Genomic DNA, 24,261 nt, shown 5'->3' with positions numbered 1-24,261 from the left:
TATTGGACGCGCCTGGCCGTCCGCTCCCTGAAACCCCTTACCAGGCGACCGTTTCGGCGCGCCCACCCCGTATCACTTCGATACCGCTCTTTGTACTGTTGGTGTTGCCCGCCACGCGCGTCGGCGGCAGCGGCATATGCGGCAACGGCGGCCGCGCGGCGGCGCTCGCGCCACCCGCGTTGGCGGTGCCCGACAACGAGTCGAGCGCCACGCCGACCGCGGCGCGCGTCGAGTCCCGCAGCGGCTCGGCCGCGCCCGCATGCGCCGCCGTCTTCAGCACGCCCGGATAGGCCGGCAACACGCTTTGGTCGATTACTTCGGGATCCTTGGGATTGCGCAGCGCGAAAATCAGACGGCCGGCGCTCTCGGCGAGCGTCAGACGGTCGATATCGGCGACCGGCACCGCCAGCACCGCGGTGCGGACCATGCCGTTCGGATCGCCCGCGCTGTCGCCGCTCGCGGTCGCATTGCCGAACGCGAGCACACGCACTTTCGACATCAGCAAACGCGCCTGGGTGCGGTCGATTTCGCCGCCGTTGCCGATGCTGGCGTCGCGCTTGAGCGTGAAAAACACGTCGACGAAATTGCCGGGCCGCAACCGGTTGGCGACCGCGTTGCCTTCGTCGACTCGCACAGCCAGCGCGCGCTCGCCCGGTTCGACGCGCTCGGCGAGTCCCGAGGACAACTGGCTTTCCAGCACCGGCGATTCCGCGCCGATCTCCGCGTTCGGCACGCGCCCGGCCAGTTGCGCGGGGTCCGTGAAGGCGCCGTTCGGATTGATCGGCAGCGACTGCACGCGCACATCGTCGACGGTGATGGCTTTGCCCGCCGGCAACGTGTGAGTCGCCACCACTACCCGGAAGCTCGCTTGCGTGGCGGGCGTGACCGCGACCAGCGCCGGGCGGCGCGACAGCGACCACGCGAACAGGCCGAGCACGAGCGCGACCGCGATCAGAACGCCCGCAAGAATTTTGGTCAGATTCGGCATGAAGATTGACTGCTTCGGTTAAACGATGCCGTGCCGTGCGCGCGTTCGATCACACGTTGACGGACCAGGAGGTCGAAGGGGCTGGGTGCCGGCGCGTGCGTCACTGAATGTTCTCCGGATTGAGTTGGACCGTGGCGCTGCTCGTGAGCGTGTTCGGCAGCGCGAATCCCAGCAACGGCAAGCTCGGCACCAGCGGATTGGCCTGATAGTTGTAGCTCACCAGGACATTCACGCATTGCATCGCGCCGCTCGGCCCGCATGCCGCGGAAGACGGCGTGCATTGCATCGACTGCACGAGCGTCGCGGCGACCAGCTTCGCCGCCGCGCAGGCTGCGTTGCCGCGATTAGTCAACGCCGTTTGCATCGACGTGTTGCTCTGCCAGTTCAGCGCGGCGCGCGCGCCCTCTTCCGCGGCCAGCGTCAGATTCTGCTGTGCGACGAGAATCAGACTGAAGGTGACGATCGCGTACAGGATCGTGAAGAAAAGCGGGAACACCAGCGCGAATTCGACGGCCGTGGCGCCGCGCTGCGCATGCGCGCGGCGCACCTTGATGCGCGGATGCGGCGAGCGCGCGCGTTGCGTCATGGCGCTTTTCATCGCACGCTTCCCGCCATGCCGTGCACGACGAGCCAGCCGCTCGCGGCCACGGCGAGACACGCTGCGTAAGGCGTGGATGCTTTGCCGGCGAGTTCGAATGTGGCGCCGGGTTGACGGGCCAGGCTTGCGAGCCGCGTGCGAGTGGTAATCAGAAGCCACAAAGCGTGCACGCTGGCCGCGAGACTCGCGGCCATCCATAGACCGAGCAGCGCGTGCATGCCGCACCATGCGCCGAGGACGGCGAAGACTTTGACATCCGCGGCGCCCATCACGCCGAGCGCGAAAAATGGCAGCAATGCAGCAAGACCGATTAATGCGCCGATTCCTGACTGAGTCAGCGAAATACCGAAAGGCCCGCATTGAAAAAGCGCGCAGCAAAATGCCGCCGCCAGACCGGCGAGAACAACTGAATTGGATATACGCCGCCGACGGCAATCGCCAATTGCGACTACCGCTGCCCAAGCGATAAATAAGAAAATGCCCACGGAAACATTCATTTCGCACTCGACAGGCGAAGCTGCGCCATGTGGATTGCAATGCAATCCACATTAACGATTCAGCGATGCGTTATTACGTTGCGCGAAGCAGGCGGACGTCGAAACGCCGGCTGCTTCGCGCAACGTTTACGGTTTGCCTCTTACGATGCGGCCGGAGCGGTGATCTTGTCCGCGACTTGCTGCAAGACAGTGGAGACGTTCGTGCCGACATTCGTCACCGCGGTAGCGATCACGAGCACCACGAGGCCTGCGATGAGGCCATATTCAATAGCCGTCACGCCCTTGTTATCGGCCAGGAAGCGTTGTGCGAATTTTTTCATTTGAACCCTCGGACTTCATTTATTTCGTTCGTATCGTTCTGCATTTTTCGGCGATGTGCCTTCAGTGCGCGGACCGTTGAGCTCTCATTCCCAGTCTCGTCTATTGCACCGCAGCGCCATGCCTTGCAGCGCCCCTCAATAAAACACTTGCGTATGAGTTGTCTGTTCGATAACCCACCTCCGTCATCAATCTTCAGTGCTTTCGGGTTTTATAGCCGAACAATCATTTTTAAGCAATTGTCGGCTGCGCCGATCCTCACCCGGTATGCATTTTTACCACTCACTCTAGTTAACGGCAGTTCGTGCGTTGCAGCACATAGGAATAACCATAAGTTAGATTCGCTCCACTAATTATTTGTTTCAACAGAACGTTTCAAGCGCGCGGACCGGTTTCGCGCGACCGCGTTACGCCGTACGTCGTAACGGCGCGCGCGGCTCGTTACGTTACGCCGGCTGTGCAAATGCGCCGCGCATCGGGTTACGTGGGCGCAATCTGGTTTAGCGCACCCTCCGTCAGTTGCCCGCAAAGCCTTATCACGCCTGGCCCTGCCGCTCACGCCGAAAAAATCATCCGCATTGTTCAGTCGAAATGGCACGGCTCGTGCAGAGACAGGCACGCAGCAACATCCAACAACACATGCGATGCGAGGGCGACATGAACATTCAAACGACCAACACGACGTTACGGGCAACCCTGATTGCAGCCAGCGTGGCCGCAATGCTTTCTCTTGGTGCTTGCGGAGGCTCCGGCAGCCTGAGCTCCGGCACCGGCAGCAGCGGCAGCGGCTCCGCCGGCGGCACACTTTCCACGACCGGCAGCGGCTCGACGGGTTCGGGCGGCTCGGGTTCGGGTGCGGGCGCCGGTGCGAACACGACCACGGGTAGCAACGGCTCGGGAACGGGAACTGGTACTGGTACTGGTACGGGCACAGGAACGGGTACGGGCACGACACCCGTCGCCAACGCGCTCGGCACGGTGGTCGGCAACACGGGCGGCGTGGTGAGCGACGCCGGCTCGGCGGTCACCGGCATCGGTACCGTGATCGGTTCGCAGACTTTGCCGGGCGTCAGCTCGCAAACCACGCAGTCCGCCGGGGGCATCGTGCAGCAAGTCGGTTCGGCGGTTTCGACGCTCGGCAACGGCGTGTCGCAAGGGCTCGGCCAGCTCGGTACCGGCGGCAACGCGGTCGGCACGACGGTCTCTAGCGTGGGCGGTGTCGTGAGCCATGTCGGCGGCGCGGTGACGGACGCGGGCAACCTCGTGACGAGTCTCGGCAGCGGCCCCCTCGCTCCGCTGTCGGCGATCACCACGCCGCTCGGCGGCGTGGTCAACACGCTCGGCGGCGCGGTCACTAACGGCGGCGGCACGCTCACCACCGCCCTCTCGACGGGCCCGGTCCAGCAAGTCACGCAAACCCTCAGCACGGCGATCACGCCGATCACGTCGATGGTCGCCGCGACCACGCAAACGGTCGGCAACACCACGGGTCTCGGCGCGCCGCTCAACGGCCTGCTCTCGACGGTCGGCGGCGGACTCGGCAAGGCCGGCGCGCTGTTGAGTGCGACCGGCGGCAATCCGGTCACGGCCGCACTCGGCCATACGGTCACCGACACCGGCGCGACGGTCGCTTCAGTGGGCGGCTTGCTCACGGGCGGAAGCGGCGGCAATCCGCTTGCACCGCTTACCAGCGCGCTCGGTGGTTTGACCGGCGGCACCAGCAGTGGCCCGCTCGCCCCGCTCACCAGCGCACTCGGCGGCTTGACCGGCGGCACCGGCAGCGGCCCGCTCGCGCCGCTCACCAGTGCACTCGGCGGCTTGACCGGCGCCGTCGGCGGCGCATCGAGCGGCGGCAGCCCGCTCGCGCCCGTTACCGGCTTGCTCTCTACCGTGACAGGCAGCCTCTCCGGCGCAGCCGGCGGCAGCAGCGGCCCGCTCGCACCGGTCACCGGTTTGCTGTCGGGCGTCACCGGCGCGCTCGGCGGCGTCACCACCACGGCGAGCGCCGCGCCGGCCACCACGACCGCCGCCGCTTCCACCAACTCGGGCGCCGGCCTGTCGCTGTCGACCAGCACGGGCAAAGGCACCTCGAACAATCCGCTCGCACCGGTGACGTCGCTCGTCGGCGGCCTGCTCGGCGGCTTGGGCAAGAAGTAAGCAGCCCTCCCGGGAACAGCGAAATACGTCGAGCAAGACCCTGCCGGAGCGCGGCCCGCCAGCCGCGTCCCGGCGCTTCCCGACTCCGGGCTGAACTGGGCCGCGCCGCTCAGACATTCGTTGCAACGGCGCACTGAAACCAACGCACACGACATCAAGAAGACACAGAGGAGCACACATGTCCACTCAACGTTTGTTTTCCCTCCATGCGACGTGCGCGACCGTGTCGTCGTTGCGCGCGCCATTGATTGCCGTGGCGGTCGCCGGCCTGCTCGCGGCGTGCGGCGGCAGCACCGTCAGCGCGCCGCCCACCGCCTCGAATACCGGTAGCGGCAGCGGCTCGGGTTCGACCAACACCGGCAGCGGCACCACCACGAAGACCGGCACGACCGGCGTCGCCACTGCGGCCGCGCAGACCACCAACGATCTGGGCACGGCGATCGCTTCGCAGACCATTCCGGGCCTCAGCCCGCAAGTCACGCAAGGGCTCGGCAACGCGGTGTCGAGCACGAGCAGCACGCTGAACTCGCTGGCCGATGCCGTGAGCAACGGCGTCGGCCAGACCGGCACGACGGCCAATCCGGTCGGCACCACGGTCGCCGGACTCGGCTCGGTGGTCGGTTCGACGAGCGGCGTCGTGCAGGGGCTGAGCACTGCCGTCGGCGGCCTCGGCAGCGGCAGACTCGCGCCGCTGGCGCCGCTCACGACACCGTTGGCCAGCACGCTCTCCACTGCTGCCGGCGCACTCAACGCGGGTGGCGCGACGCTCGGCAACGCGCTCGGCTCCGTGCCCGTGCAGCAGATCACTCAACCGGTCAGCACCGCCATCACGCCGATCGTGACGACCGCTGGGCTCGTCACGCAAACGGTCGGTACGCAGAGCGGCCTCGGCGCGCCGCTGGGCGGCGTGCTCGCGAAAGTGGGCGGCGCATTGAGTTCCGCGGGCTCGAAAGTCGGCAACGCCACGCACAATCCGGTCGGCGCCGATCTCGGCACGTTGGTCGGCTCGCTCGGCAACACCGTGACCAACGCGGGCGGCCTGGTCAATCCGAACGGTCCGAATGGCGCGATGCCGATTCCCGGACTGATCACGAGCCTCGTCGGCGCGACGAGCGTGGGCGTCGCCAATGGGCCGCCCGCCAGCAGCAACCCGTTCGGCCCGCTGCAAAGTTCGCTGGCGAGTCTCGGGCTCGGCAGCAATCCGGTCGGCTCGCTGTCGACGCTGCTCGGCGGCACACCGCTGGCCGGCCTGACCTCAGCGCTTGGCGGCACGCCGCTGGGATCGCTGACTTCTTCGGGCTTGAGCGGCTCGCCGTTGAGTTCGCTGACGTCGGCATTAGGCGGCTCGGGTAGCGCATCGAATCCGTTGTCGACGCTGACGGGCGCGCTGTCCGGCGTCACGAGCGGCGTCACGAGCGGCAGCTTGGGCGGCGGCGCGGGCGGCAGCGGCCAGGCGCTCGCGCCGGTGACCGCGCTGGTCGGCCAGTTGACCGGCGCGCTCGGCTCGGCCGCAGGTTCGACGAGCGGCTCGGGCACGGCGACCAACGGCTTGACGACCCTGCTCGGCGGGCTGACTCCGGCGAACCATAAGTAGTTAGCCTAACTATTGAATCGATGCGGCCTGCATCAGCCATCCGTTGAGGCTTGCCGCGCGGCTGTTCATCGAGTCATGCAAGCCGCAGCGAATCAGGTAATGCGCATGACCGGTCCGACTCGTCACGTGTTTCGCGCTTTTGCAGCGAGCGCTCAAGCCCCGCGGAGCACGTGACGTAATACATGCAAGCATCGCAATACGCGTCGAGCCGCACATAAGCGCTCGCGCCCCGCCCGGCCAGGCGGTGCGTCCGCGACACAAAAACGATATACGAGGGAAATCCGATGAAACTCGGGTATAGCAGCATAGGTACCGTCGTCCTCGCAGCGCTTGCGGCGAGCACCGTGGCCATGCAAGCGCATGCGCAGTCCCGCCCAGGCGGTTCGGCGGTCGGCGGCAATCCGCTGGATTCGCTGCCGCAGATCAAGGCGCCCGACAAAGGCCCGAACGTGACCGTGCAGGTCGCGCCGCAAGCCCCCCAACTCGAGGAATTGCTTGCTCGCCACATCACGCCTTCGCGCGTGCAGGTGGAGGGCGTGAAGTCCATTCCCTTCGACGATGTCGCACAACGCTTCACGCCGCTCGTCGGCAAGGACACGACGATCGGCGATCTGATCCAGGTCGCCAACGGCGTCACGAAGCTCTATCAGGACCGCGGCTTCGCGCTCTCGTTTGCCTTCATTCCCGCGCAGACATTCGAAGACGGCGTGGTGCGCGTGACGGTGGTGGAAGGCTACGTGTCCGCCGTCAAGGTGACGGGCAAGGCCGGCGCCGTAGAAGACAAGATCCGCGCGATCGCCGATCACATCACCGCCGACCGGCCGCTGCGGCGCGCTACGTTCGAGCGCTACATCAACGTGCTCGGGCTGTTGCCGGGCGTGAAGGTCGCGGCCAACGTGCCGCCGCCGCAGAACACCGACGGCGCCACCACGCTCGAACTGAACGTGGAGCGCAAGCCGTTCGACGCCAGTACCGGGATCGATTTCAATCACCCCGGCGTGCAGGGGCTGCTGACCGCCACCGAAAACGGGCTGACTTCGTTCGGCGAACAATTGAGCGTCTCGGCTCTGCTGCCGAAGGGGCGTGACAACGTCACCTATCTCGCCGCGCACGGCGCGGTGCCGATCGGCAGCAACGGACTGATCGCGAAGATCGACGCGTCGCACTATCGCGGCAATCCAACCGACAATCCCGGCTTGCCCTCCAGCATCGAACGCACGGTCATCAACGACAAGATCGGCGGTTCGCTGGCGTATCCGATCCTGTTAAGCAACACGCAAAGCGTGATCGGCACGGCGTCGGTCTATGCGTCGCACGACGAGGATCGCTACAACAATCACGACACCGGCGCACAGATCGGCTTCCGCTCGCAAGTGCGAGTCATGCAGTTGCAGGCCGATTACACCAGCGTGCAGACGGGCCAAGTGCGCCGCGCGAGCGTCAACGTGGCGAAGGCGTTCGACATCCTGGGCGCGTCCAAATCCGGCGACTCGAACGTGCCGGGCGCGCCCGTCACCAATCCGGCGTCGATCAACTTCGTGCGCACCGGCGCCACCTTCTCGCAAACCAACGAGTGGCCGTTGAAGATCGGCACGGCGGTCTCGCTGACAGGCCAATACAGCGGCGTGTCGCTGCCGACCTCCGAGCAGATCTCGTTCGGTGCACAGCGTTTCGCGCAGGGCTATCAGCCGGGCGAAGCCTCGGGCGATTCGGGCTGGGGCGCGATACTGGAAGTCAACCGCGCGTTCACACCGGGCTTCACCTATCTGCGCACGCTCACACCTTACGTTTCATTCGATATGGCGCGCGTCTATCTGCATGCGGGTACGCCCTCGCCTTCGAAGCTTTCCTCGATCGCGTTCGGCTTCCGCATCTCGGATGCGAAGTACTACAGCCTGGATCTCTCCGTGGCCAAAGCCATCGGCGACGCGCCGGTGGAAAGCGCGTCGCGTAGTCCGCGCATCAACGCGACGTTCTCGTATCAGCTGAATTGATTGGTAGAAATGCCGCGCCCTGATTAGAGGGTCCACTATCAAACGACGCGCGCACTTTCACGTATTCTGCGCTGACCATGTGTCGCTGGCGGCGGGCAAGCAGCAATCCACCCGTCGCGCGTGGCACACGAGGGCAGCAGAAGTCGAACCTGAGGGGCCATGCAAGGGATCACGGCGGCCATCGCCTGAAGACCGCCCGAGATGCCAATAACGCCGCGCGACCATGATCGTGCCGTCTTTAATCAAGGAGGAAGACAATGATGCAATTCACCCACCGCGCGCGTGCAGTCGCGCTTCGCACAGCCAAACATGCCGCGCTTGCCGGCGTCTTGCTCGTCAGCGCCGTGACGGCCATGGCGCAGGCCGACAGTCCGGTCGGCACGTGGCAAACCATCGACGATCACACCGGCCAGCCCAAGGCGCTCGTGCAGATCTCGCAGGACGGCAACGGCGCGCTCAGCGGCAAGGTCATCAAAGGGCTCGGCGCGAACGACCAGCCCGATCGCCGCTGCACGGCCTGTACCGACGCGCGCAAGGACCAGCCGATTCTCGGCATGACGATCATCAGCGATCTGAAGAAGGACGGCGACGCCTGGGATCACGGGCAGATTCTCGACCCGGAAAACGGCAAGCTGTACAAGTGCAAGATGCGCCTGGAAGACGGTGGGAACAAACTGGTCGTGCGAGGCTACATCGGCGTGTCGCTGCTGGGCCGCTCGCAGACGTGGATTCGCCAGCAATGATGCGCGGGTAGATCGGGGCTCGTTACGGAGCCCGCATGAAACGATGAGAAACGGCCGACGATCGCAATCGTTCGGCCGTTTCTTTTATTGGAGGACGCTGGGTTGTGGGGGTCATGCAGCGTGTTTGAAGGGCGAATGGAACGCGAACGGCGAGGACGGCAGTGGCTGGCTCGCCGGCGGGCTGTACACCGCAGGCGCGACGACCGGAGCCTTTTCGGTTTCCGCGCTCTTCGGTTTCTCGTTCACGTGCGTACGCATGCGCGCTTCCATCAGGCCGCAAAGTTCTTCGCTCGCCGCACCGAACAGTTGCTCCATGACCCGGTGGAGCACACCGGATTCGTACCACGCCTTGAAGCGGCGATGGCAGGTCTGGTAGGACGGGTACTTGCGCGGCATGGCGGACCAGGTGGCGCCGCTATACATGACCCACAGCACGCCGTTGAGCACTGAGCGTGTATTGGCAAGCGGCCTGCCACGCAGTTCTGAGCGCGGCCGCAGTTCGGGGAGCAACGGTGCAACACGTTGCCATTCTTCGTCGTTGATATCGCGGTACGGATTCATGGTTTCTCCTTTGTCTAAACCTCGACAAAAGATATCCAGTCGTCCGCAGACGGAATATAAGACCAATCCGAATCTTGAAAATACGCCGGACGCCTGCGCGTCATCGGCAAACCGAACGTGATCTATCGCAAAAGCGTCACCGGAAGCGCGCCACGACGCCTCAGGTCAGCGACGTATCGACGATCCGCCGCGGCGTATCGAGATACTCCTTCGACTGCATTTCGACGATGCGCGACACCGTGCGCGTGAACTCGTTGGCCATGGGACCGTCCGTGTAGAGTTCTTCGGGCGGCACCGCCGCGGACATCAGCAGCTTCACCTTGTGGTCGTAGAAGACGTCGATCAGCCAGGTGAAGCGGCGCGCTTCCGAGGCCATGCGCGCGGACATCTGCGGGACGCCGGAGAGGATCACCGCGTGGAAGCGGCTCGCCAGTTCAAGATAGTCGTTCTGCGAGCGCGGACCGCCGCATAAGGTAGCGAAGTCGAACCACACCACGCCGTCGGCGCGGCGCAGCGCCTTCAACTCGCGCTTTTCGATACGCAGGATCGGGCTTTCGTCGGGCACAGCGGCAAGACGCGCAAACGCGTCGCGCAACGCCTTGTCGGCGGCGGCGCCGAGCGGCGTGTGATACATCTCGACCTGCGCCAGCGTACGTTGCCGGTAGTCGATGCCCGCATCGACATTGATCACGTCGAGCTTCTGCTTGATGAGTTCGATTGCCGGCAGCATCCGGTCGCGATGCAGCCCGTCCGGATACAAAGTGTCCGGATCGTAGTTTGAGGTCATCACGAACTGCACGCCGTTTTCGAACAGCTTATCGAGCAGGCGGTACAGAATCATCGCGTCGGCAATATCCGACACGTGGAATTCGTCGAAACAGATCAGCCGGTAACGTTTGGCAATGCGGCGCGCGAGTTCGTCGAGCGGATCGGCCTGGCCTTTCAGATCTTCCAGCTCGCGGTGCACTTCGCGCATGAACTCGTGGAAATGCAGGCGCGTCTTGCGGTGCAACGGCACGATCATGTAGAAGCTGTCCATCAGGAAGCTCTTGCCGCGCCCTACGCCACCCCACATGTACACGCCACGCGGCAGATCCGGATGGATCAGCAGTTTCTTGAACGCGTTCGAGCGGCGCGATTTGTAGGCGGTCCACTCTTCAAAGCACCGCTGCAGACGGTCGACCGCCGCGCGTTGCGCCGGGTCCGATTGGTAACCCCGCGTCTGCAGTTCTTTTTCGTAGTATTCGGTGACGTTCATCGTGTTGCTGCAAATAGAAAGGCGGGAGGGAGTGAACCCGCCCGCCTTCGTGGTAATGCCGGAGTACTGTCAGTCAGGCGTGCGCGGAATTACATGTTCAGCGCGCGCTTGTCGACGGCGAGAGCCGCTTCGCGCATGACTTCCGACAGCGACGGGTGCGGATGGCAAATGCGGCCGATGTCTTCCGACGCCGCCTTGAATTCCATCGCCACCACGGCTTCAGCGATCAGGTCCGATGCGTCCGCGGCGATGATGTGCACCCCGAGGATTTCGTCCGTCTTCGCATCGGCGATCATCTTGACGAAGCCTTCCGCCTTGTTGATGCCGAGCGCGCGGCCGTTTGCCATCATCGGGAACTGGCCTGTCTTGATCTCGCGGCCTTCTGCTTTCAGTTGCTGTTCCGTCTTGCCGACCCACGCGATTTCCGGTTCGGTGTAGATCACCCACGGCACGCAGTTGTAGTCGATATGCGGCTTCTGACCGTCGATGATTTCGGCAACCAGCACGCCTTCGTCTTCGGCCTTGTGCGCGAGCATCGGGCCGCGCACCACGTCGCCTATCGCGTACACGTTCGGCACCGCCGTCGCGCAATGATCGTCGACGTCGATGAAGCCGCGCTCGTTGGCCTTCAGGCCGATCGCTTCGAGACCGAGGTTGTCGGTGTTCGGCACGCGGCCGATCGACACGATCAGACGGTCGGCTTCGAGCTTCTGCGCGTTGCCGTCCTTGTCCGTGTAGTTGACCGTCACGCTGTTATCGGTCGTGGTTACTTCGCCGACCTTCACGCCGACGTGGATATCCAGACCTTGCTTCTTGAACTGCTTAGCCGCTTCTTTCGCGAGCGCCTGGTCAGCCGCGCCGAGGAATTCCGGCAGCGCTTCGAGCACAGTCACGTCCGCGCCCAGACGGCGCCACACCGAACCCAGTTCCAGGCCGATCACGCCTGCGCCAATCACGGCGAGTTTCTTCGGCGTGGATTCGAAGCTCAGCGCGCCTTCGTTGTCGGCGACGATCTTGTTGTCGACCGGAACATTCGGCAGATGGCGTGCCTTCGAACCCGTGGCGATGATCACGTTCTTCGCCGTGACCGTTTCCGTTTCGCCTTCGCCGCTCACTTCGATCTGCACGCCGGCGTCCGTCTTGCCGGTGAACTTGCCGTGACCCTTGAGCCACGTGATCTTGTTCTTGCGGAACAGGAATTCGATGCCCTTGGTCATCTTTTCGACGATGCCTTCTTTACGGGCCATCATCTTCGCGATATCGACCGACACGTTTTCCACGGAAATGCCGTGGTCGGCGAGGTGATGCGACGCGTTTTCAAATTCTTCCGACGACGCGAGCAGCGCCTTCGACGGGATGCAACCCACGTTCAGGCAGGTGCCGCCGAGCTTCAGCGCGCCGGCCGGGTTCTTCCATTTTTCGATACATGCGACGGTTTTGCCGAGCTGCGCTGCGCGGATGGCGGCGATGTAACCGCCAGGGCCTGCGCCGATCACGACGACGTCAAATTCTTTGGACATGACAATCCTTTTGATGGCGGAACGGCGCGCGGCCACGTTTTTTGATCACAATTCGTGGCGCGCGACGTCCCTGTACTGCGGAATGCGAAAGACGTGCTGACTGCTTGCTGCATATATGGCGCCGGCTTGCGCAATGACAAGCCGGCAGCCAAACCCGCGCTTACAGGTCGAGCAGCAGGCGCGCCGGGTCTTCCAGCGCATCCTTCATGGCGACCAGCGACAGCACCGCCTCGCGGCCGTCGATGATGCGGTGGTCGTACGACAGCGCCAGGTAGTTCATCGGGCGGATCACGATCTGGCCGTTCTCGACCACAGCGCGTTCCTTGGTGGCGTGCACGCCCAGAATCGCGGATTGCGGCGGGTTGATGATCGGCGTCGACAGCATCGAACCGAACACACCGCCGTTCGAGATCGAGAACGTACCGCCGGTCATTTCTTCGATCGACAGCTTGCCGTCCTTGGCCTTCTGGCCGAATTCGGCAATCTTCTTCTCGATGTCGGCGAGGCTCAACTGATCTGCATTGCGCAGGATCGGCACCACCAGACCACGCGGGGAACCGACCGCGATACCGATGTCGAAGTAGCCGTGATAGACGATGTCGTTACCGTCGATCGACGCGTTCACCAGCGGGAACTTCTTCAGCGCATGAACCGCGGCCTTCACGAAGAACGACATGAAGCCAAGCTTCACGCCGTGTTCCTTCTCGAAGCGGTCTTTGTACTTGTTGCGCAGGTCCATCACCGGGGCCATGTTCACTTCGTTGAACGTGGTCAGGATGGCGTTGGTTTGCTGCGACTCGAGCAGACGCTCGGCGATACGCGCACGCAGACGCGACATCGGCACGCGTTGTTCCGGGCGGTCCTTCAGCCATTGATCAGCCGAAGCCGGCGCCTTGACGTCCGGCAGCGACGGCTTGGCAGCCTTCGGTGCGGCGGCCGGTGCCGGAGCCGGTGCGGCCTTGGCAGCCGGAGCACCGGCGGTCAGCACGTCGCCCTTGGTGATGCGGCCGTCGCGGCCCGTGCCGGACACGTCGCCCGCGCCCAGACCCTTCTCGGCCATCAGCTTGCCGGCAGCCGGCGAAGCTGCGGTATTCGCACCCGTTGCGGATGCGGCATGAGCCGCCGGAGCCGCTGCAGCGGCGGGTGCCGGCGCGGCTTCAGGAGCGGGCTTCACTTCGGCTTCGACGGCAGCGGCGCCCGCCTTGCCTTCGGTGTCGATCTTGGCGATCACCTGATCAGCCGTGACGGTGTCGCCGTCGTTCGCGATGACTTGCGCGAGCACGCCGGCCGAGGGTGCCGGCACTTCGAGCACGACCTTGTCGGTCTCGATTTCGATGAGAATTTCGTCTTGAGCAACAGCCTCGCCCGGCTTCTTTTTCCACTGCAGCATCGTGGCTTCCGAGACGGACTCGGAGAGCTGGGGGACCTTGACTTCAACAATAGCCATTTTGTGAATATCCTGAATACGTATCGGGTGACGGCGCGCGATCCATGGATCCGACGACCGCCTGCGAACCTCGAATGCCGCAACTGATCTGTTCGGATGCGGCACGGGAAAGTGCGTTGCGCTTTCCCGGTTCGGTTTTAATGATTATTTAGCGATCGACGAGCTCTTGAGGCGGCCGAAAGCGCCTTCGACCAGCGCCTTCTGCTGCTCGTAGTGCTTCGCGTAGTAGCCGACTGCCGGCGAGGCCGAAGCCGGACGTCCGCTGTATGCCAGCTTCTGACCTTCCTTCATGCCGTCCTTCAGGTGGTGCTCGATGTAGAACCACGGGCCTTGATTCTGCGGCTCGTCCTGCACCCAGACCACTTCGGTCGCGTTGTCGTACTTCTTCATTTCCGCTTCGAACTGCTTGTGCGCGAACGGATAGAGCTGTTCGATACGGATGATCGCGACGTCGTTCGACTTCGATTCGCGGCGATGTGCGAGCAGGTCGTAGTACACGCGACCCGAGCAGGCGATCACGCGCTTGACCTTCTTCGCGTCGATGGCTTCGTCGATTTCGCCGAGGATCGGTTGGAACGCGCCCTTGGCCAGTTCCGACAGATCGGAGACGGCTTCCTTGTGACGCAGCAGCGACTTCGGCGTGGCGACGATCAGCGGCTTGCGGAACAGGCGGATCATCTGACGGCGCAACAGGTGGAAAATCTGCGCCGGCGTGGTCGGTTGAACGACCTGCATGTTGTGATCCGCGCACAGTTGCAGGAAACGCTCGATACGTGCCGACGAGTGCTCGGGACCCTGACCTTCGTAGCCGTGCGGCAGCAGCATCGTGAGACCCGAAACACGGCCCCACTTCACTTCGCCCGACGAGATGAACTGGTCGATCACGACTTGCGCGCCGTTCACGAAGTCGCCGAACTGCGCTTCCCACGCGACGAACGTATTCGGTTCAGCGGTCGAGTAACCGTATTCGAAGCCCAGCACCGCTTCTTCCGACAGCACCGAGTCGATCACCGTGAACTTCGCCTGACCATCGGCGATGTTCTGCAACGGCACATACGTGCCGTCGTTCCAGCGTTCGCGGTTCTGATCGTGCAGCACCGCGTGACGGTGCGTGAACGTGCCACGGCCCGAGTCCTGACCGGTCAGGCGCACTGCGTAACCCGACGCGACCAGCGACGCGAACGCCAGGTGTTCGCCCATGCCCCAGTCGAGCTTCGCTTCACCGCGGCCCATCGCGCGACGGTCGTTGAGAACGCGCTCGACCAGCGGGTGAACCTTGAAGTTTTCCGGCACCGTGGTGACGCGCTCGGCCAGACGCTTCAGCTCCGCGAGCGGCACTGCGGTGTCCGCGGCGTCGGTCCACTTGCGGTTCAGGAACGGCACCCAGTCCACCGCGTACTTGCTCTTGTAGTTCGAGAGCACCGGGTCGACCGTGTGGTGGCCTTCGTCCATCGCCTTGCGGTAAGCCTTGACGAATTCGTCGGCTTCTTCCGCGGTGATCACGCCTTGCTGCACCAGCTTTTCAGCGTACAGCGCGCGCGTGCCCGGGTGCTTGGCGATCGTCTTGTACATCAGCGGCTGCGTGACCGCCGGCGTGTCCTGCTCGTTGTGGCCCAGCTTGCGGAAGCAGACGATGTCGACAACGACGTCCTTATGGAACTGCATGCGGAAGTCGATGGCCAGCTGCGTAGCCAGCACGACCGCTTCGGGATCGTCGCCGTTCACGTGCAGCACCGGCGCTTCGATCATCTTGACCACGTCAGAGCAGTACAACGTGGAGCGCGAGTCGCGCGGGTCCGACGTCGTGAAGCCGATCTGGTTGTTGATGACGATGTGCAGCGTGCCGTGCGTGCCGTAACCGCGCGTTTGCGCGAGGTTCAGCGTTTCCATCACCACGCCCTGGCCCGCGAAAGCCGCGTCGCCGTGGATCTGCACCGGCAGCACTTGCAGGCCGCTGTCGTCGCCGCGACGGTCCATACGGGCCTTCGCCGAACCTTCGACCACCGGGTTGACGATTTCGAGGTGCGACGGGTTGAACGCGAGCGACAGGTGAACCGGGCCGCCTTCGGTCGAGACGTCCGACGAGAAACCCTTGTGGTACTTCACGTCGCCGGCCGGCAGGTCGTCGTGGTGCTTGCCTTCGAATTCGGCGAACAGGTCAGCCGGCATCTTGCCGAGCGTATTGACCAGCACGTTCAGACGGCCACGGTGAGCCATGCCGATGACGATTTCCTGAACGCCGTTGGCGCCGCCGTGACGCACGACTTCGTCCATCGACGCGATGAAGCTTTCGCCGCCTTCGAGCGAGAAGCGTTTCTGGCCGACGTACTTGGTGTGCAGGAAGCGCTCGAGGCCTTCAGCGGCCGTCAGGCGATTCAGGATGTGCTTTTTCTTTTCGTTCGAGAAGTTCGGCGTGGAGCGAATCGATTCGAGCTTCTCTTTCCACCAGCGCTTCTGTTCCGGATCGCTGATGTACATGTACTCGGCGCCGATCGTGCCGCAGTACGTGTCGCGCAATGCCTTGACGATCTCGCGCAGCGACGCTTTCTCGAATCCGAAATACAGATTCGTGGCGCTGAACTCCTGGTCCATGTCGGCTTCGGTGAAGTCGTAGAACGCGGGTTCGAGTTCGGGAATAGCGGGACGTTCGCGGCGCTTCAGGGGATCGAGATTGGCCCATTGCGAGCCGAGGAAGCGATATGCGCCGATGAGGGACTGCACGTAGACTTGCTTGCGAGCGGTAGCGAGATCTTCGCCGCCGGCTGCCGTGCGCGGGATAAAGGCATTAGCCTTGGCCCGTTGTGCAAACGATTCGACGATCGGGCCATGGGCCACGTCGTTGGCATTGCTGCCATCCGATGCAGGGACGTTCTGCAACGCGTCGAAATAGCTGCGCCAGTTCTCGGGCACTGACGCCGGATTATCGAGATACGCTTCGTACATTTCTTCTACGTACGGAGCATTGCCGCCGAACAGATAAGAGTTCGACTGGAATTGCTTCATCATTTTTACGCTCACCTTTCTTCGAGTTTCTCGAGAAATAGCGGGTTACAGAACCTTCCGCGACACGGCCTGACCGTTTAGCGGATTGCGCGAATCAAGTCTTGCTTGGAAGGACCTAAAACTTTGCACCCGGGGAGCATATCACAGAACGGATAGTGCAGATAGCAGATGGATTGCCGCTCAAGCCCGTCTCGACGGGCTTCCGGGCGATTCTCACGGTTCGCAACGGTCTTCTGCATGAAATGGAAACAAGAGGACGGCGTGGCGCCCGGGGCGGCTATCCAGCTACCGAAGCCCGGAAACGGCGAAAGCCACCCGGAGGTGGCTTTCGACTGACTGCGCTGCTAAAGCATCGTACCGGCCGCAGCCGATAATGCCCGCTCGCTTACTTAGTCCACCGCGCCCTTGCGGCTCGCGCTGCGACGCTCGTGTTCCTTCAGGTAGCGCTTGCGCAGACGGATGGATTGCGGCGTGACTTCGACCAGTTCGTCGTCGTCGATGAATTCGACCGCGTATTCCAGCGACATCTGGATCGGCGGCACGAGGCGCACCGCTTCGTCCGTACCCGACGAACGCACGTTGGTCAGCTGTTTGCCCTTGATCGGGTTCACGACCAGGTCGTTGTCACGGCTGTGAATGCCGATGATCATGCCTTCGTACAGCGGCTCGCCCGGCGAAACGAACATGCGGCCGCGATCCTGCAGCTTCCACAGTGCGTACGCGACAGCGGCGCCGTCGTCCTGCGAAATCAGCACGCCGTTGCGACGCTCGCCGACCGCGCCTTCCTTGACCGGCTGATACGAGTCGAACGTGTGGCTCATCAGGCCCGTGCCGCGCGTGAGCGTGAGGAATTCTGACTGGAAGCCGATCAGGCCACGCGCCGAAATACGGTACTCAAGACGCGTACGGCCGCGGCCGTCCGACGCCATGTCGAGCATTTCGCCCTTGCGGCGACCGAGCTCTTCCATCACGCCGCCCTGGTGACCGTCTTCCATGTCGACGGTCAGGTTTTCGTACGGCTCGTGCTTCACGCCGTCGACTTCCGTCATCACCACGCGCGGACGCGACACGGCCAGCTCGTAGCCTTCACGGCGCATGTTTTCCACGAGAATGGTCAGGTGCAGTTCGCCGCGGCCCGCCACTTCGAACGTGGTTTCGTCGCCGGTTTCCTTCACGCGCAGTGCGACGTTGTGGTTCAGTTCCTTCATCAGGCGGTCACGGATCTGACGGCTCGTGACGAACTTGCCTTCGCGGCCGGCCAGCGGCGACGAATTGACGAGGAAGTTCATGGTCAGCGTCGGTTCGTCGACGGTGATCATGGGCAGCGCTTCCGGTTGTTCCGGTGCGCAGATAGTCACGCCAATGCCGATTTCTTCAATACCGTTGATCAGCACGATGTCGCCGGCTTCAGCCGAGTCGACCTGCACGCGCTCCAAGCCCTTGAACGACAGCACCTGGTTGATCTTGCGGTTCAGGATCGCGCCGTCGGGGCCCGAACGCACAGCGACGGACATGCCCGGCTTGATCGTGCCGCGCGTGATGCGGCCCACGCCGATACGACCGACATACGACGAGTAGTCGAGCGACGTGATCTGCAGTTGCAGCGGAGCCGACGGATCGGCCGGGCGAACCGGCACGTGTTGCAGCACGGCTTCGAACAGCGGGCGCATATCGCCTTCGCGCACGTCCGGAGTCAAGCCTGCGTAGCCGTTCAAACCCGATGCGTACACGATCGGGAAGTCGAGTTGTTCGTCGGTTGCGCCCAGCTTGTCGAACAGGTCGAACGTCTGGTTGATCACCCAGTCGATACGCGCGCCCGGACGGTCCACCTTGTTGATCACGACGATCGGCTTCAGACCGAGCGCCAGCGCCTTCTTGGTCACGAAACGCGTTTGCGGCATCGGACCTTCGACGGCGTCGACCAGCAGCAGCACGGAATCGACCATCGACAGCACGCGCTCCACTTCGCCGCCGAAGTCGGCGTGGCCCGGCGTGTCGACGATGTTGATGTGCGTGCCTTCGTATTCGACTGCGCAGTTCTTCGAAAGAATCGTGATGCCACGCTCTTTTTCGATGTCGTTCGAGTCCATCACGCGCTCAGCGATCTGCTGGTTGTCACGGAACGTGGCGGTCTGGCGGAGAAGCTGGTCGACGAGCGTGGTCTTGCCGTGGTCGACGTGAGCAATGATGGCGATGTTGCGTAGGGCGCGAGTCATAGGAACCTGGAGACAGTTGAGTGCGCCAGCAGCAGCATTGTGTGAACGAAACCAACAAAGCCCAAAGCGCACTTTTGGGAACCCAATATTGTAGCACGTGCAAATGAAGCTATCTGGTATTCCCTGATACGCCGCAGTCAGCGGCGCAGCGCCATGGCAGAAATGAAACGTAAGCGGGTGGGCGAAATCCTTCGCAATATCACGCGGATTATGACTTGAGCGGGGAAAGTTCCTTGCCTAAGCTGTAATAACACTTGCCGCGTCAACCAACCGGCCCCTATAATCCTGCCTAGTCAACCATTGCATTCGCACGAGAATCATGACGGAGCCGTCCGCTACACCCACGCCGGACCTCAGCGAATATCAGCTAGGCGAGAGCGTCGGCTATCTGATCTCGCGAGTGAAATCGACGCTGTCCAACCTGGTCACCCAGCGCAGCATGGCCGAACTCGGCATTACCAGCCAGCAGGGCAGCATCCTGTTCATGGTGGCGAGCGGCAAATGCCTGCTGGCGGCCGAACTGGCCCGCGAATACGGTATCGACGCAAGCGCCGTCACGCGTCTGATCGACCGGTTGGAGAAACGCGGCCTGCTGACCCGGGTGCGCAGCAGCGAAGACCGGCGGGTCGTGCGCCTCGCGCTCACGCCGGAAGGTCATGCCATCGCCGCCAAAATGCCGGCTATTTTCAACGGCGTGCTGGATAGCCTTTTAGGCGGCTTCACCCAGGAAGAAGTGGGTTTTCTGAAGAGCATGCTGCGTCGGGTGCTTATCAATTCCGGCGAACAAACGGGACTAACCCGTGATGCAGCAAGCAATTTTGACAGCAAATCGTAAGAAATTGCTTGCAGTGTCCATCATTACATTCCACTCAAAGAGTCGAGCGATGAAATCCCTTTCCCTGTCCGCGCCCGCGTTTTCGAGCCGGGCCGCTGTCGCCGCCGCGGTGACGGCGCTCGCCCTTACGGGGTGCGCGAACTACTTCGGTATGAAAAGCGACAAGCAGATCTCGTCGCCCGCTGAGTATGAGTCCACCCAGAGCCTCGCGGGTCAGGGCGGCCAGTGGCCGTCGCTCGACTGGGCCAACCAGTTCGGCGACCCGCAACTGCCCAAGCTGATCGCCGAAGCGCTGGAAGGCAGCCCGTCGATCGCGCAGGCGCAGGCGCGTCTCGCCAAGGCTTCGTCGTATATCGAGAGCTCGCGCTCGGCGCTGTACCCGAAGGTCAACGGCAGCTATTCGTGGACCCGCGAACTCTTCTCGGGGAACGCGCTCTACCCGCCTCCGTACGGCGGCACCTGGTATAGCGAGAACAACGTGCTCGCCAGCGCGTCGTGGGATCTGGATCTGTGGGGCAAGAATCGCGAGCGCCTGGGTCAGGCCGTGTCGCAGGAAAAAGCGGCCGAGGCCGACATGCAGCAGGCGCGCGTGACGCTCGCGGCGTCGGTGGCCAGCACATATAACCAGCTCGCCCAGCTGTACGCATTCCGCGACATCGCCGCGCGTGAAATCGCCAACCGCCAGGATATCGGCCGCATCACCAACGGGCGCGTGACCGCCGGCCTCGACACCAATGTCGAGCGGCAAACCGCGAACGGCAACATCGCGACCAGCCAGTCCAATTTGACCGACCTCGACGGCCAGATCACCGTCGTGCGCTATCAATTGGGCGCGCTGCTCGGCAAGGGTCCGGATCGCGGCTTGCAAATCGCGCAGCCCGCGCTAACCAACGGCAACGTCGTGGCGCTGCCGAACAACCTGCCGGCCGACCTCGTCGCGCGCCGCGCGGATATCGTCGCCGCGCGTTGGCAAGTCGAAGCCGCGATGCACGACGTGAAGGAAGCCAAAGCGGAGTTTTTCCCCGACGTGAACCTCGCGGCCGGCTTCGGTTTCGACGCGTTCGGCTGGGGCCGTTTCCTGAAGGCCGGCAGCCGTCAGATGCAATTCGGTCCGGCCATTCACCTGCCGATCTTCGACGCCGGCGCGCTGCGCTCGCAGCTGAAAGGCCGCTACGCCGACTTCGATCTGGATGTGGCGAACTACAACCAGACGCTGATCAGCGCCCTCTCGGACGTCGCGACGCAAGTGTCGTCAATTCGTTCGATCGACCAGCAGCAAGGCGACGCACAACGCGCGCTCGACGCATCGACCAAGGCATATCAGTTGGCAGTGATTCGCTACAAAGCCGGTTTGTCGCCGCAGTTGCAGGTGCTGACCGCCGACCAGAACCGCCTTGCCGCCGACCAGACGGTGACCGGCTTGAAGATGCGCCGCCGCGACATGCAGATCGGCCTCATCAAGGCGCTCGGCGGCGGTTTCGACGCGACACAGACCGGCCTCGTGGTGCCGACCGATGCTCCGGCATCGGCCACCGCCGCGACCGCCGCGGCCAACTGAGCGCGCGAACCCCGGCCAGATCGAACACACGCACGAACATCCGAATAAACGACGACGTCTGAAAGAACCCGGAGCACATCAATGAGCACCACCCAACAGCCCGCGGCAACTACACAGCCGACTCAATCGGCCCCGCAGCCGACGCAACCGCCGGCGCAGCCACCGGCGAACAACGGCAAACGCAAGCGCATGATGACGCTGCTCGTCATCGTGATCCTGATCGCCGCGATCGCTTATGGCCTGTACTACTTCCTCGTCGCGCGCTTCCATGAAGACACCGACGACGCGTACGTGAACGGCAATGTCGTGCAGATCACGCCGCAGGTTACCGGCACGGTCGTCGCCGTGAACGCGGACGACACGCAAACGGTGAAGGTGGGCGACCCGCTCGTCGTGCTCGATCCTGCCGACGCCCGCGTCGCGCTGGAACAGGCCGAAGCGAACCTCGCGCAGACGGTGCGTCAGGTGCGCGGCCTGTTCGCCGACGACAATCAATATCAGGCGCAAGTGGCCCAGCGCCAAGCCGATCTATCGCGCGCCCAGGACGACCTGAAGCGCCGCCTGACGGTCGCGCAAACCGGCGCGGTGTCGCAAGAAGAAATCTCGCACGCCCGCGACGCCGTGAAGAGCGCGCAAGCCGCCGTCGACGCCGCCCAGCAGCAATTGAACTCGAACCGCGCGCTGACCGCCAACACCACGATCGCGAATCACCCGAACGTGCAGGCCGCCGCCGCGAAGGTCCGCGACGCGTACCTGAACAACGCGCGTAACAACCTGCCGGCGCCGGTCACCGGCTACGTGGCGAAGCGCTCGGTGCAGGTCGGCCAGCGCGTCTCGCCGGGCACCCCGCTGATGGCGATCGTGCCGCTCGGCGGCGTGTGGGTCGACGCGAACTTCAAGGAAGTACAACTCAAGCACATGCGCATCGGCCAGCCGGTCGAACTGACGGCCGACGTGTACGGTTCGTCGGTCGTGTACCACGGCAAGGTGGTCGGCTTCTCGGCGGGCACGGGTTCGGCGTTCTCGCTGCTGCCCGCGCAGAACGCGACCGGCAACTGGATCAAGGTGGTGCAGCGTCTGCCGGTGCGGATCGCGCTCGATCCGAAGGAACTGGAACAGCATCCGCTGCGTATCGGCCTGTCCATGCAAGCCGACGTCAGCATCAAGGACGACAACGGCGGCCAGCTCGGCCAGGCGCCGAATACGGTCTACCAGACCGCCGTGTTCGAGAAGTACGGTGACGAAGCCGACGCGGAAATCGCCCGCATCATTTCGCAAAACGCCGGTCCGAACGGCGGCTCGCAAAAGTCGTCTCAGGCGGACGGCGCGAAGCCTGTCGCAGCGAAGGTGATGTAAGGCACGCGACGATTCAGACAAGGCTTCTTTAATGGCTCAGGCTCAGGCGCAAGTCCCTCATCCGCCGCTCGAGGGCGCGCAACTGGTGATCGGCACCATCGCGGTGTCGCTCGCCGTGTTCATGAACGTGCTCGACACGTCGATCGCCAACGTGTCGATTCCCTCGATTTCGGGCGACCTCGGCGTGTCGTCCGACCAGGGCACGTGGGTCATCACTTCGTTCGCGGTTGCGAACGCGATCTCCGTGCCGCTCACCGGCTGGCTGACCGAACGCATCGGCCAGGTGCGGCTCTTCATGGCGTCGATCATCCTGTTCGTGATCTCGTCGTGGATGTGCGGCCTCGCGCCGACCCTGCCCTTTCTGCTCGCTTCGCGCGTATTGCAAGGCGCAGTGGCCGGTCCGATGATTCCGCTGTCGCAAACGCTCCTGCTGGCGAGCTATCCACGCGCCAAGGCGCCCATGGCGTTATCCATGTGGGCGATGACCACGCTGATCGCGCCGGTGGCCGGCCCGATTCTCGGCGGCTGGATCTCGGACAACATCTCGTGGCCGTGGATTTTCTACGTCAACATTCCGGTCGGCGCGATTGCCGCCGCGGCGACGTGGATGATCTTCCGCAATCGCGATTCGGTCATCAGAAAAGCGCCGATCGACGGTGTCGGTCTCGGCCTGCTGATCGTCTGGGTCGGCTCGCTGCAAGTCATGCTCGACAAAGGCAAGGATCTCGACTGGTTTTCGTCGACGACCGTCGTCGTACTGGCGCTGGTCGCGGTGATCGCGCTCGCGTTCTTCATCGTGTGGGAATTGACGGCCGAGCACCCGGTGGTGGACCTATCGCTATTCAGCCGGCGCAATTTCACGGGCGGCACCGTCGCGCTGTCGATCGGTTATGGACTCTACTTCGGCAATCTGGTGTTGCTGCCGTTGTGGCTGCAAACCGATATCGGCTACACCGCGACCGAAGCCGGTCTGGTGATGGCGCCGGTCGGCCTGTTCGCCGTGCTGCTGTCGCCGATCACCGGCAAGGTTTTGCCACGCACCGATCCGCGCTATATCGCTACGCTGTCGTTTCTCGTGTTCGCGCTATGTTTCTGGATGCGCTCGCGTTATACGACCGGCGTCGATACGTTTTCGCTGCTGGTGCCTACCTTGATTCAAGGGATCGGCATGGCGGGGTTTTTCATCCCGCTGGTGTCAATTACTCTGTCGGGACTGCCGGGCAACCGGATTCCGGCGGCGTCGGGCCTGTCGAATTTCGTGCGGATCATGTGCGGCGGCATCGGCACATCGATTTTCCAGACGGCGTGGGACCACCGCACGATCATGCATCACGCGCAACTGGCCGAACAGGCTAGCGCGTACAACCCGGTGTTCGACCAGTCGATCCGGCAGATGGGCGCGGCGGGCTTCAGTCAACCACAGGCATACGGCCTGTTCAACACGATGGCGACGCAGCAGGCCGCGCAACTCGGAGTGAACGACCTGTTCTTCGTGTCCGCCGGCATCTTTATCGCGTTGATCGCGTTGATCTGGATCACGAAGCCAGAACGTGCCGGCGGCGACGCGGGTGCGGCGGCTGCAGCGGCGCACTGAGTTTCCGGCTCAAGTCCCTATCTA

Annotated in this window: 17 protein-coding genes and 1 pseudogene; 8 read left to right on the top strand and 10 right to left on the bottom strand. The window is 63.5% G+C overall.

All coding sequences use genetic code 11. From position 1 onward, the window contains the following. Positions 1–37: 37 nt before the first annotated feature. The 4 genes from cpaB to BPHYT_RS08155 form a co-directional block, all read right to left on the bottom strand. The gene (cpaB, locus tag BPHYT_RS08170; RefSeq protein ID WP_012432672.1) at positions 38–988 is read right to left on the bottom strand and encodes a Flp pilus assembly protein CpaB; all 951 of its coding nucleotides are present in this window, start codon (positions 986–988) and stop codon (positions 38–40) included. A gap of 100 nt (positions 989–1,088) precedes the next feature. Beyond that, positions 1,089–1,586: a TadE/TadG family type IV pilus assembly protein gene (locus tag BPHYT_RS08165; protein ID WP_012432671.1), complete on the bottom strand. Its 498-nt coding sequence runs from the start codon at positions 1,584–1,586 to the stop codon at positions 1,089–1,091. Beyond that, the gene (locus tag BPHYT_RS08160) at positions 1,583–2,083 is read right to left on the bottom strand and encodes an A24 family peptidase (protein ID WP_012432670.1); all 501 of its coding nucleotides are present in this window, start codon (positions 2,081–2,083) and stop codon (positions 1,583–1,585) included. Before BPHYT_RS08160 ends, BPHYT_RS08165 begins: the two co-directional genes overlap by 4 nt. 140 nt (positions 2,084–2,223) lie before the next feature. Further along, a complete protein-coding gene (locus BPHYT_RS08155) occupies positions 2,224–2,403 on the bottom strand; it encodes a Flp family type IVb pilin (RefSeq protein WP_012432669.1) in 180 nt (59 codons plus the stop codon). Between the two features lie 655 nt (positions 2,404–3,058). Here BPHYT_RS08155 and BPHYT_RS08150 point away from each other — a divergent pair. The 4 genes from BPHYT_RS08150 to BPHYT_RS08135 all read left to right on the top strand — a co-directional run bounded on the left by BPHYT_RS08150 (position 3,059) and on the right by BPHYT_RS08135 (position 8,889). Beyond that, on the top strand, positions 3,059–4,558 hold the full coding sequence (locus tag BPHYT_RS08150) for a collagen-like triple helix repeat-containing protein (protein ID WP_012432668.1): 1,500 nt from the start codon (positions 3,059–3,061) through the stop codon (positions 4,556–4,558). Positions 4,559–4,736: 178 nt separating this feature from the next. Further along, the gene (locus BPHYT_RS08145) at positions 4,737–6,152 is read left to right on the top strand and encodes a collagen-like triple helix repeat-containing protein (RefSeq protein WP_012432667.1); all 1,416 of its coding nucleotides are present in this window, start codon (positions 4,737–4,739) and stop codon (positions 6,150–6,152) included. 284 nt (positions 6,153–6,436) lie between these two features. Then, complete coding sequence (locus BPHYT_RS08140) at positions 6,437–8,146, top strand: ShlB/FhaC/HecB family hemolysin secretion/activation protein (protein ID WP_012432666.1); 1,710 nt, start codon at positions 6,437–6,439, stop codon at positions 8,144–8,146. Positions 8,147–8,403: 257 nt separating this feature from the next. Continuing rightward, entirely contained in the window at positions 8,404–8,889 is a 486-nt protein-coding gene (locus tag BPHYT_RS08135; protein ID WP_012432665.1) for a DUF2147 domain-containing protein, read from the top strand. Between the two features lie 111 nt (positions 8,890–9,000). On the opposite strand, the gene BPHYT_RS08130 is transcribed toward BPHYT_RS08135, so the two are convergent. From BPHYT_RS08130 to typA, 6 genes are all read right to left on the bottom strand, one after another. Further along, positions 9,001–9,450: a transposase gene (locus BPHYT_RS08130; protein ID WP_012432664.1), complete on the bottom strand. Its 450-nt coding sequence runs from the start codon at positions 9,448–9,450 to the stop codon at positions 9,001–9,003. A gap of 160 nt (positions 9,451–9,610) precedes the next feature. Beyond that, complete coding sequence (gene zapE / locus BPHYT_RS08125; RefSeq protein ID WP_012432663.1) at positions 9,611–10,708, bottom strand: cell division protein ZapE; 1,098 nt, start codon at positions 10,706–10,708, stop codon at positions 9,611–9,613. Positions 10,709–10,797: 89 nt separating this feature from the next. Then, a complete protein-coding gene (gene lpdA / locus BPHYT_RS08120; protein WP_012432662.1) occupies positions 10,798–12,228 on the bottom strand; it encodes a dihydrolipoyl dehydrogenase in 1,431 nt (476 codons plus the stop codon). 160 nt (positions 12,229–12,388) lie between these two features. After that, positions 12,389–13,675, bottom strand: a complete 1,287-nt coding sequence (gene odhB, locus BPHYT_RS08115) for a 2-oxoglutarate dehydrogenase complex dihydrolipoyllysine-residue succinyltransferase (RefSeq protein ID WP_012432661.1) — start codon at positions 13,673–13,675, stop codon at positions 12,389–12,391. A 144-nt stretch (positions 13,676–13,819) separates the two neighbouring features. Further along, positions 13,820–16,681 carry a 2-oxoglutarate dehydrogenase E1 component gene (locus BPHYT_RS08110; RefSeq protein WP_012432660.1) on the bottom strand — a complete coding sequence of 954 codons (2,862 nt, stop codon included), beginning with the start codon at positions 16,679–16,681 and terminating at the stop codon, positions 13,820–13,822. Between the two features lie 386 nt (positions 16,682–17,067). Further along, entirely contained in the window at positions 17,068–18,894 is a 1,827-nt protein-coding gene (gene typA, locus BPHYT_RS08105; protein ID WP_007182288.1) for a translational GTPase TypA, read from the bottom strand. A gap of 319 nt (positions 18,895–19,213) precedes the next feature. Here typA and BPHYT_RS08100 point away from each other — a divergent pair, with 319 nt between their 5' ends. The 4 genes and pseudogenes from BPHYT_RS08100 to BPHYT_RS08085 form a co-directional block, all read left to right on the top strand. Beyond that, positions 19,214–19,729 (top strand): MarR family winged helix-turn-helix transcriptional regulator, encoded by a 516-nt coding sequence (locus tag BPHYT_RS08100; protein ID WP_012432659.1) that lies wholly within the window; start codon positions 19,214–19,216, stop codon positions 19,727–19,729. 49 nt (positions 19,730–19,778) lie between these two features. Beyond that, positions 19,779–21,287, top strand: a complete 1,509-nt coding sequence (locus BPHYT_RS08095; protein ID WP_012432658.1) for an efflux transporter outer membrane subunit — start codon at positions 19,779–19,781, stop codon at positions 21,285–21,287. Positions 21,288–21,368: 81 nt separating this feature from the next. Continuing rightward, complete coding sequence (locus tag BPHYT_RS08090) at positions 21,369–22,643, top strand: EmrA/EmrK family multidrug efflux transporter periplasmic adaptor subunit (RefSeq protein WP_012432657.1); 1,275 nt, start codon at positions 21,369–21,371, stop codon at positions 22,641–22,643. A gap of 19 nt (positions 22,644–22,662) precedes the next feature. Next, positions 22,663–24,237, top strand: a pseudogene (locus tag BPHYT_RS08085) (DHA2 family efflux MFS transporter permease subunit); the annotation flags it as partial. Positions 24,238–24,261 lie beyond the last annotated feature (24 nt).

It is taken from the genome of Paraburkholderia phytofirmans PsJN, assembly GCF_000020125.1.
Taxonomy (GTDB): Bacteria; Pseudomonadota; Gammaproteobacteria; order Burkholderiales; family Burkholderiaceae; genus Paraburkholderia; species Paraburkholderia phytofirmans.
Note: the sequence above shows the minus strand (reverse complement) of the source record. Positions and strands in the feature narration are given on the sequence as shown.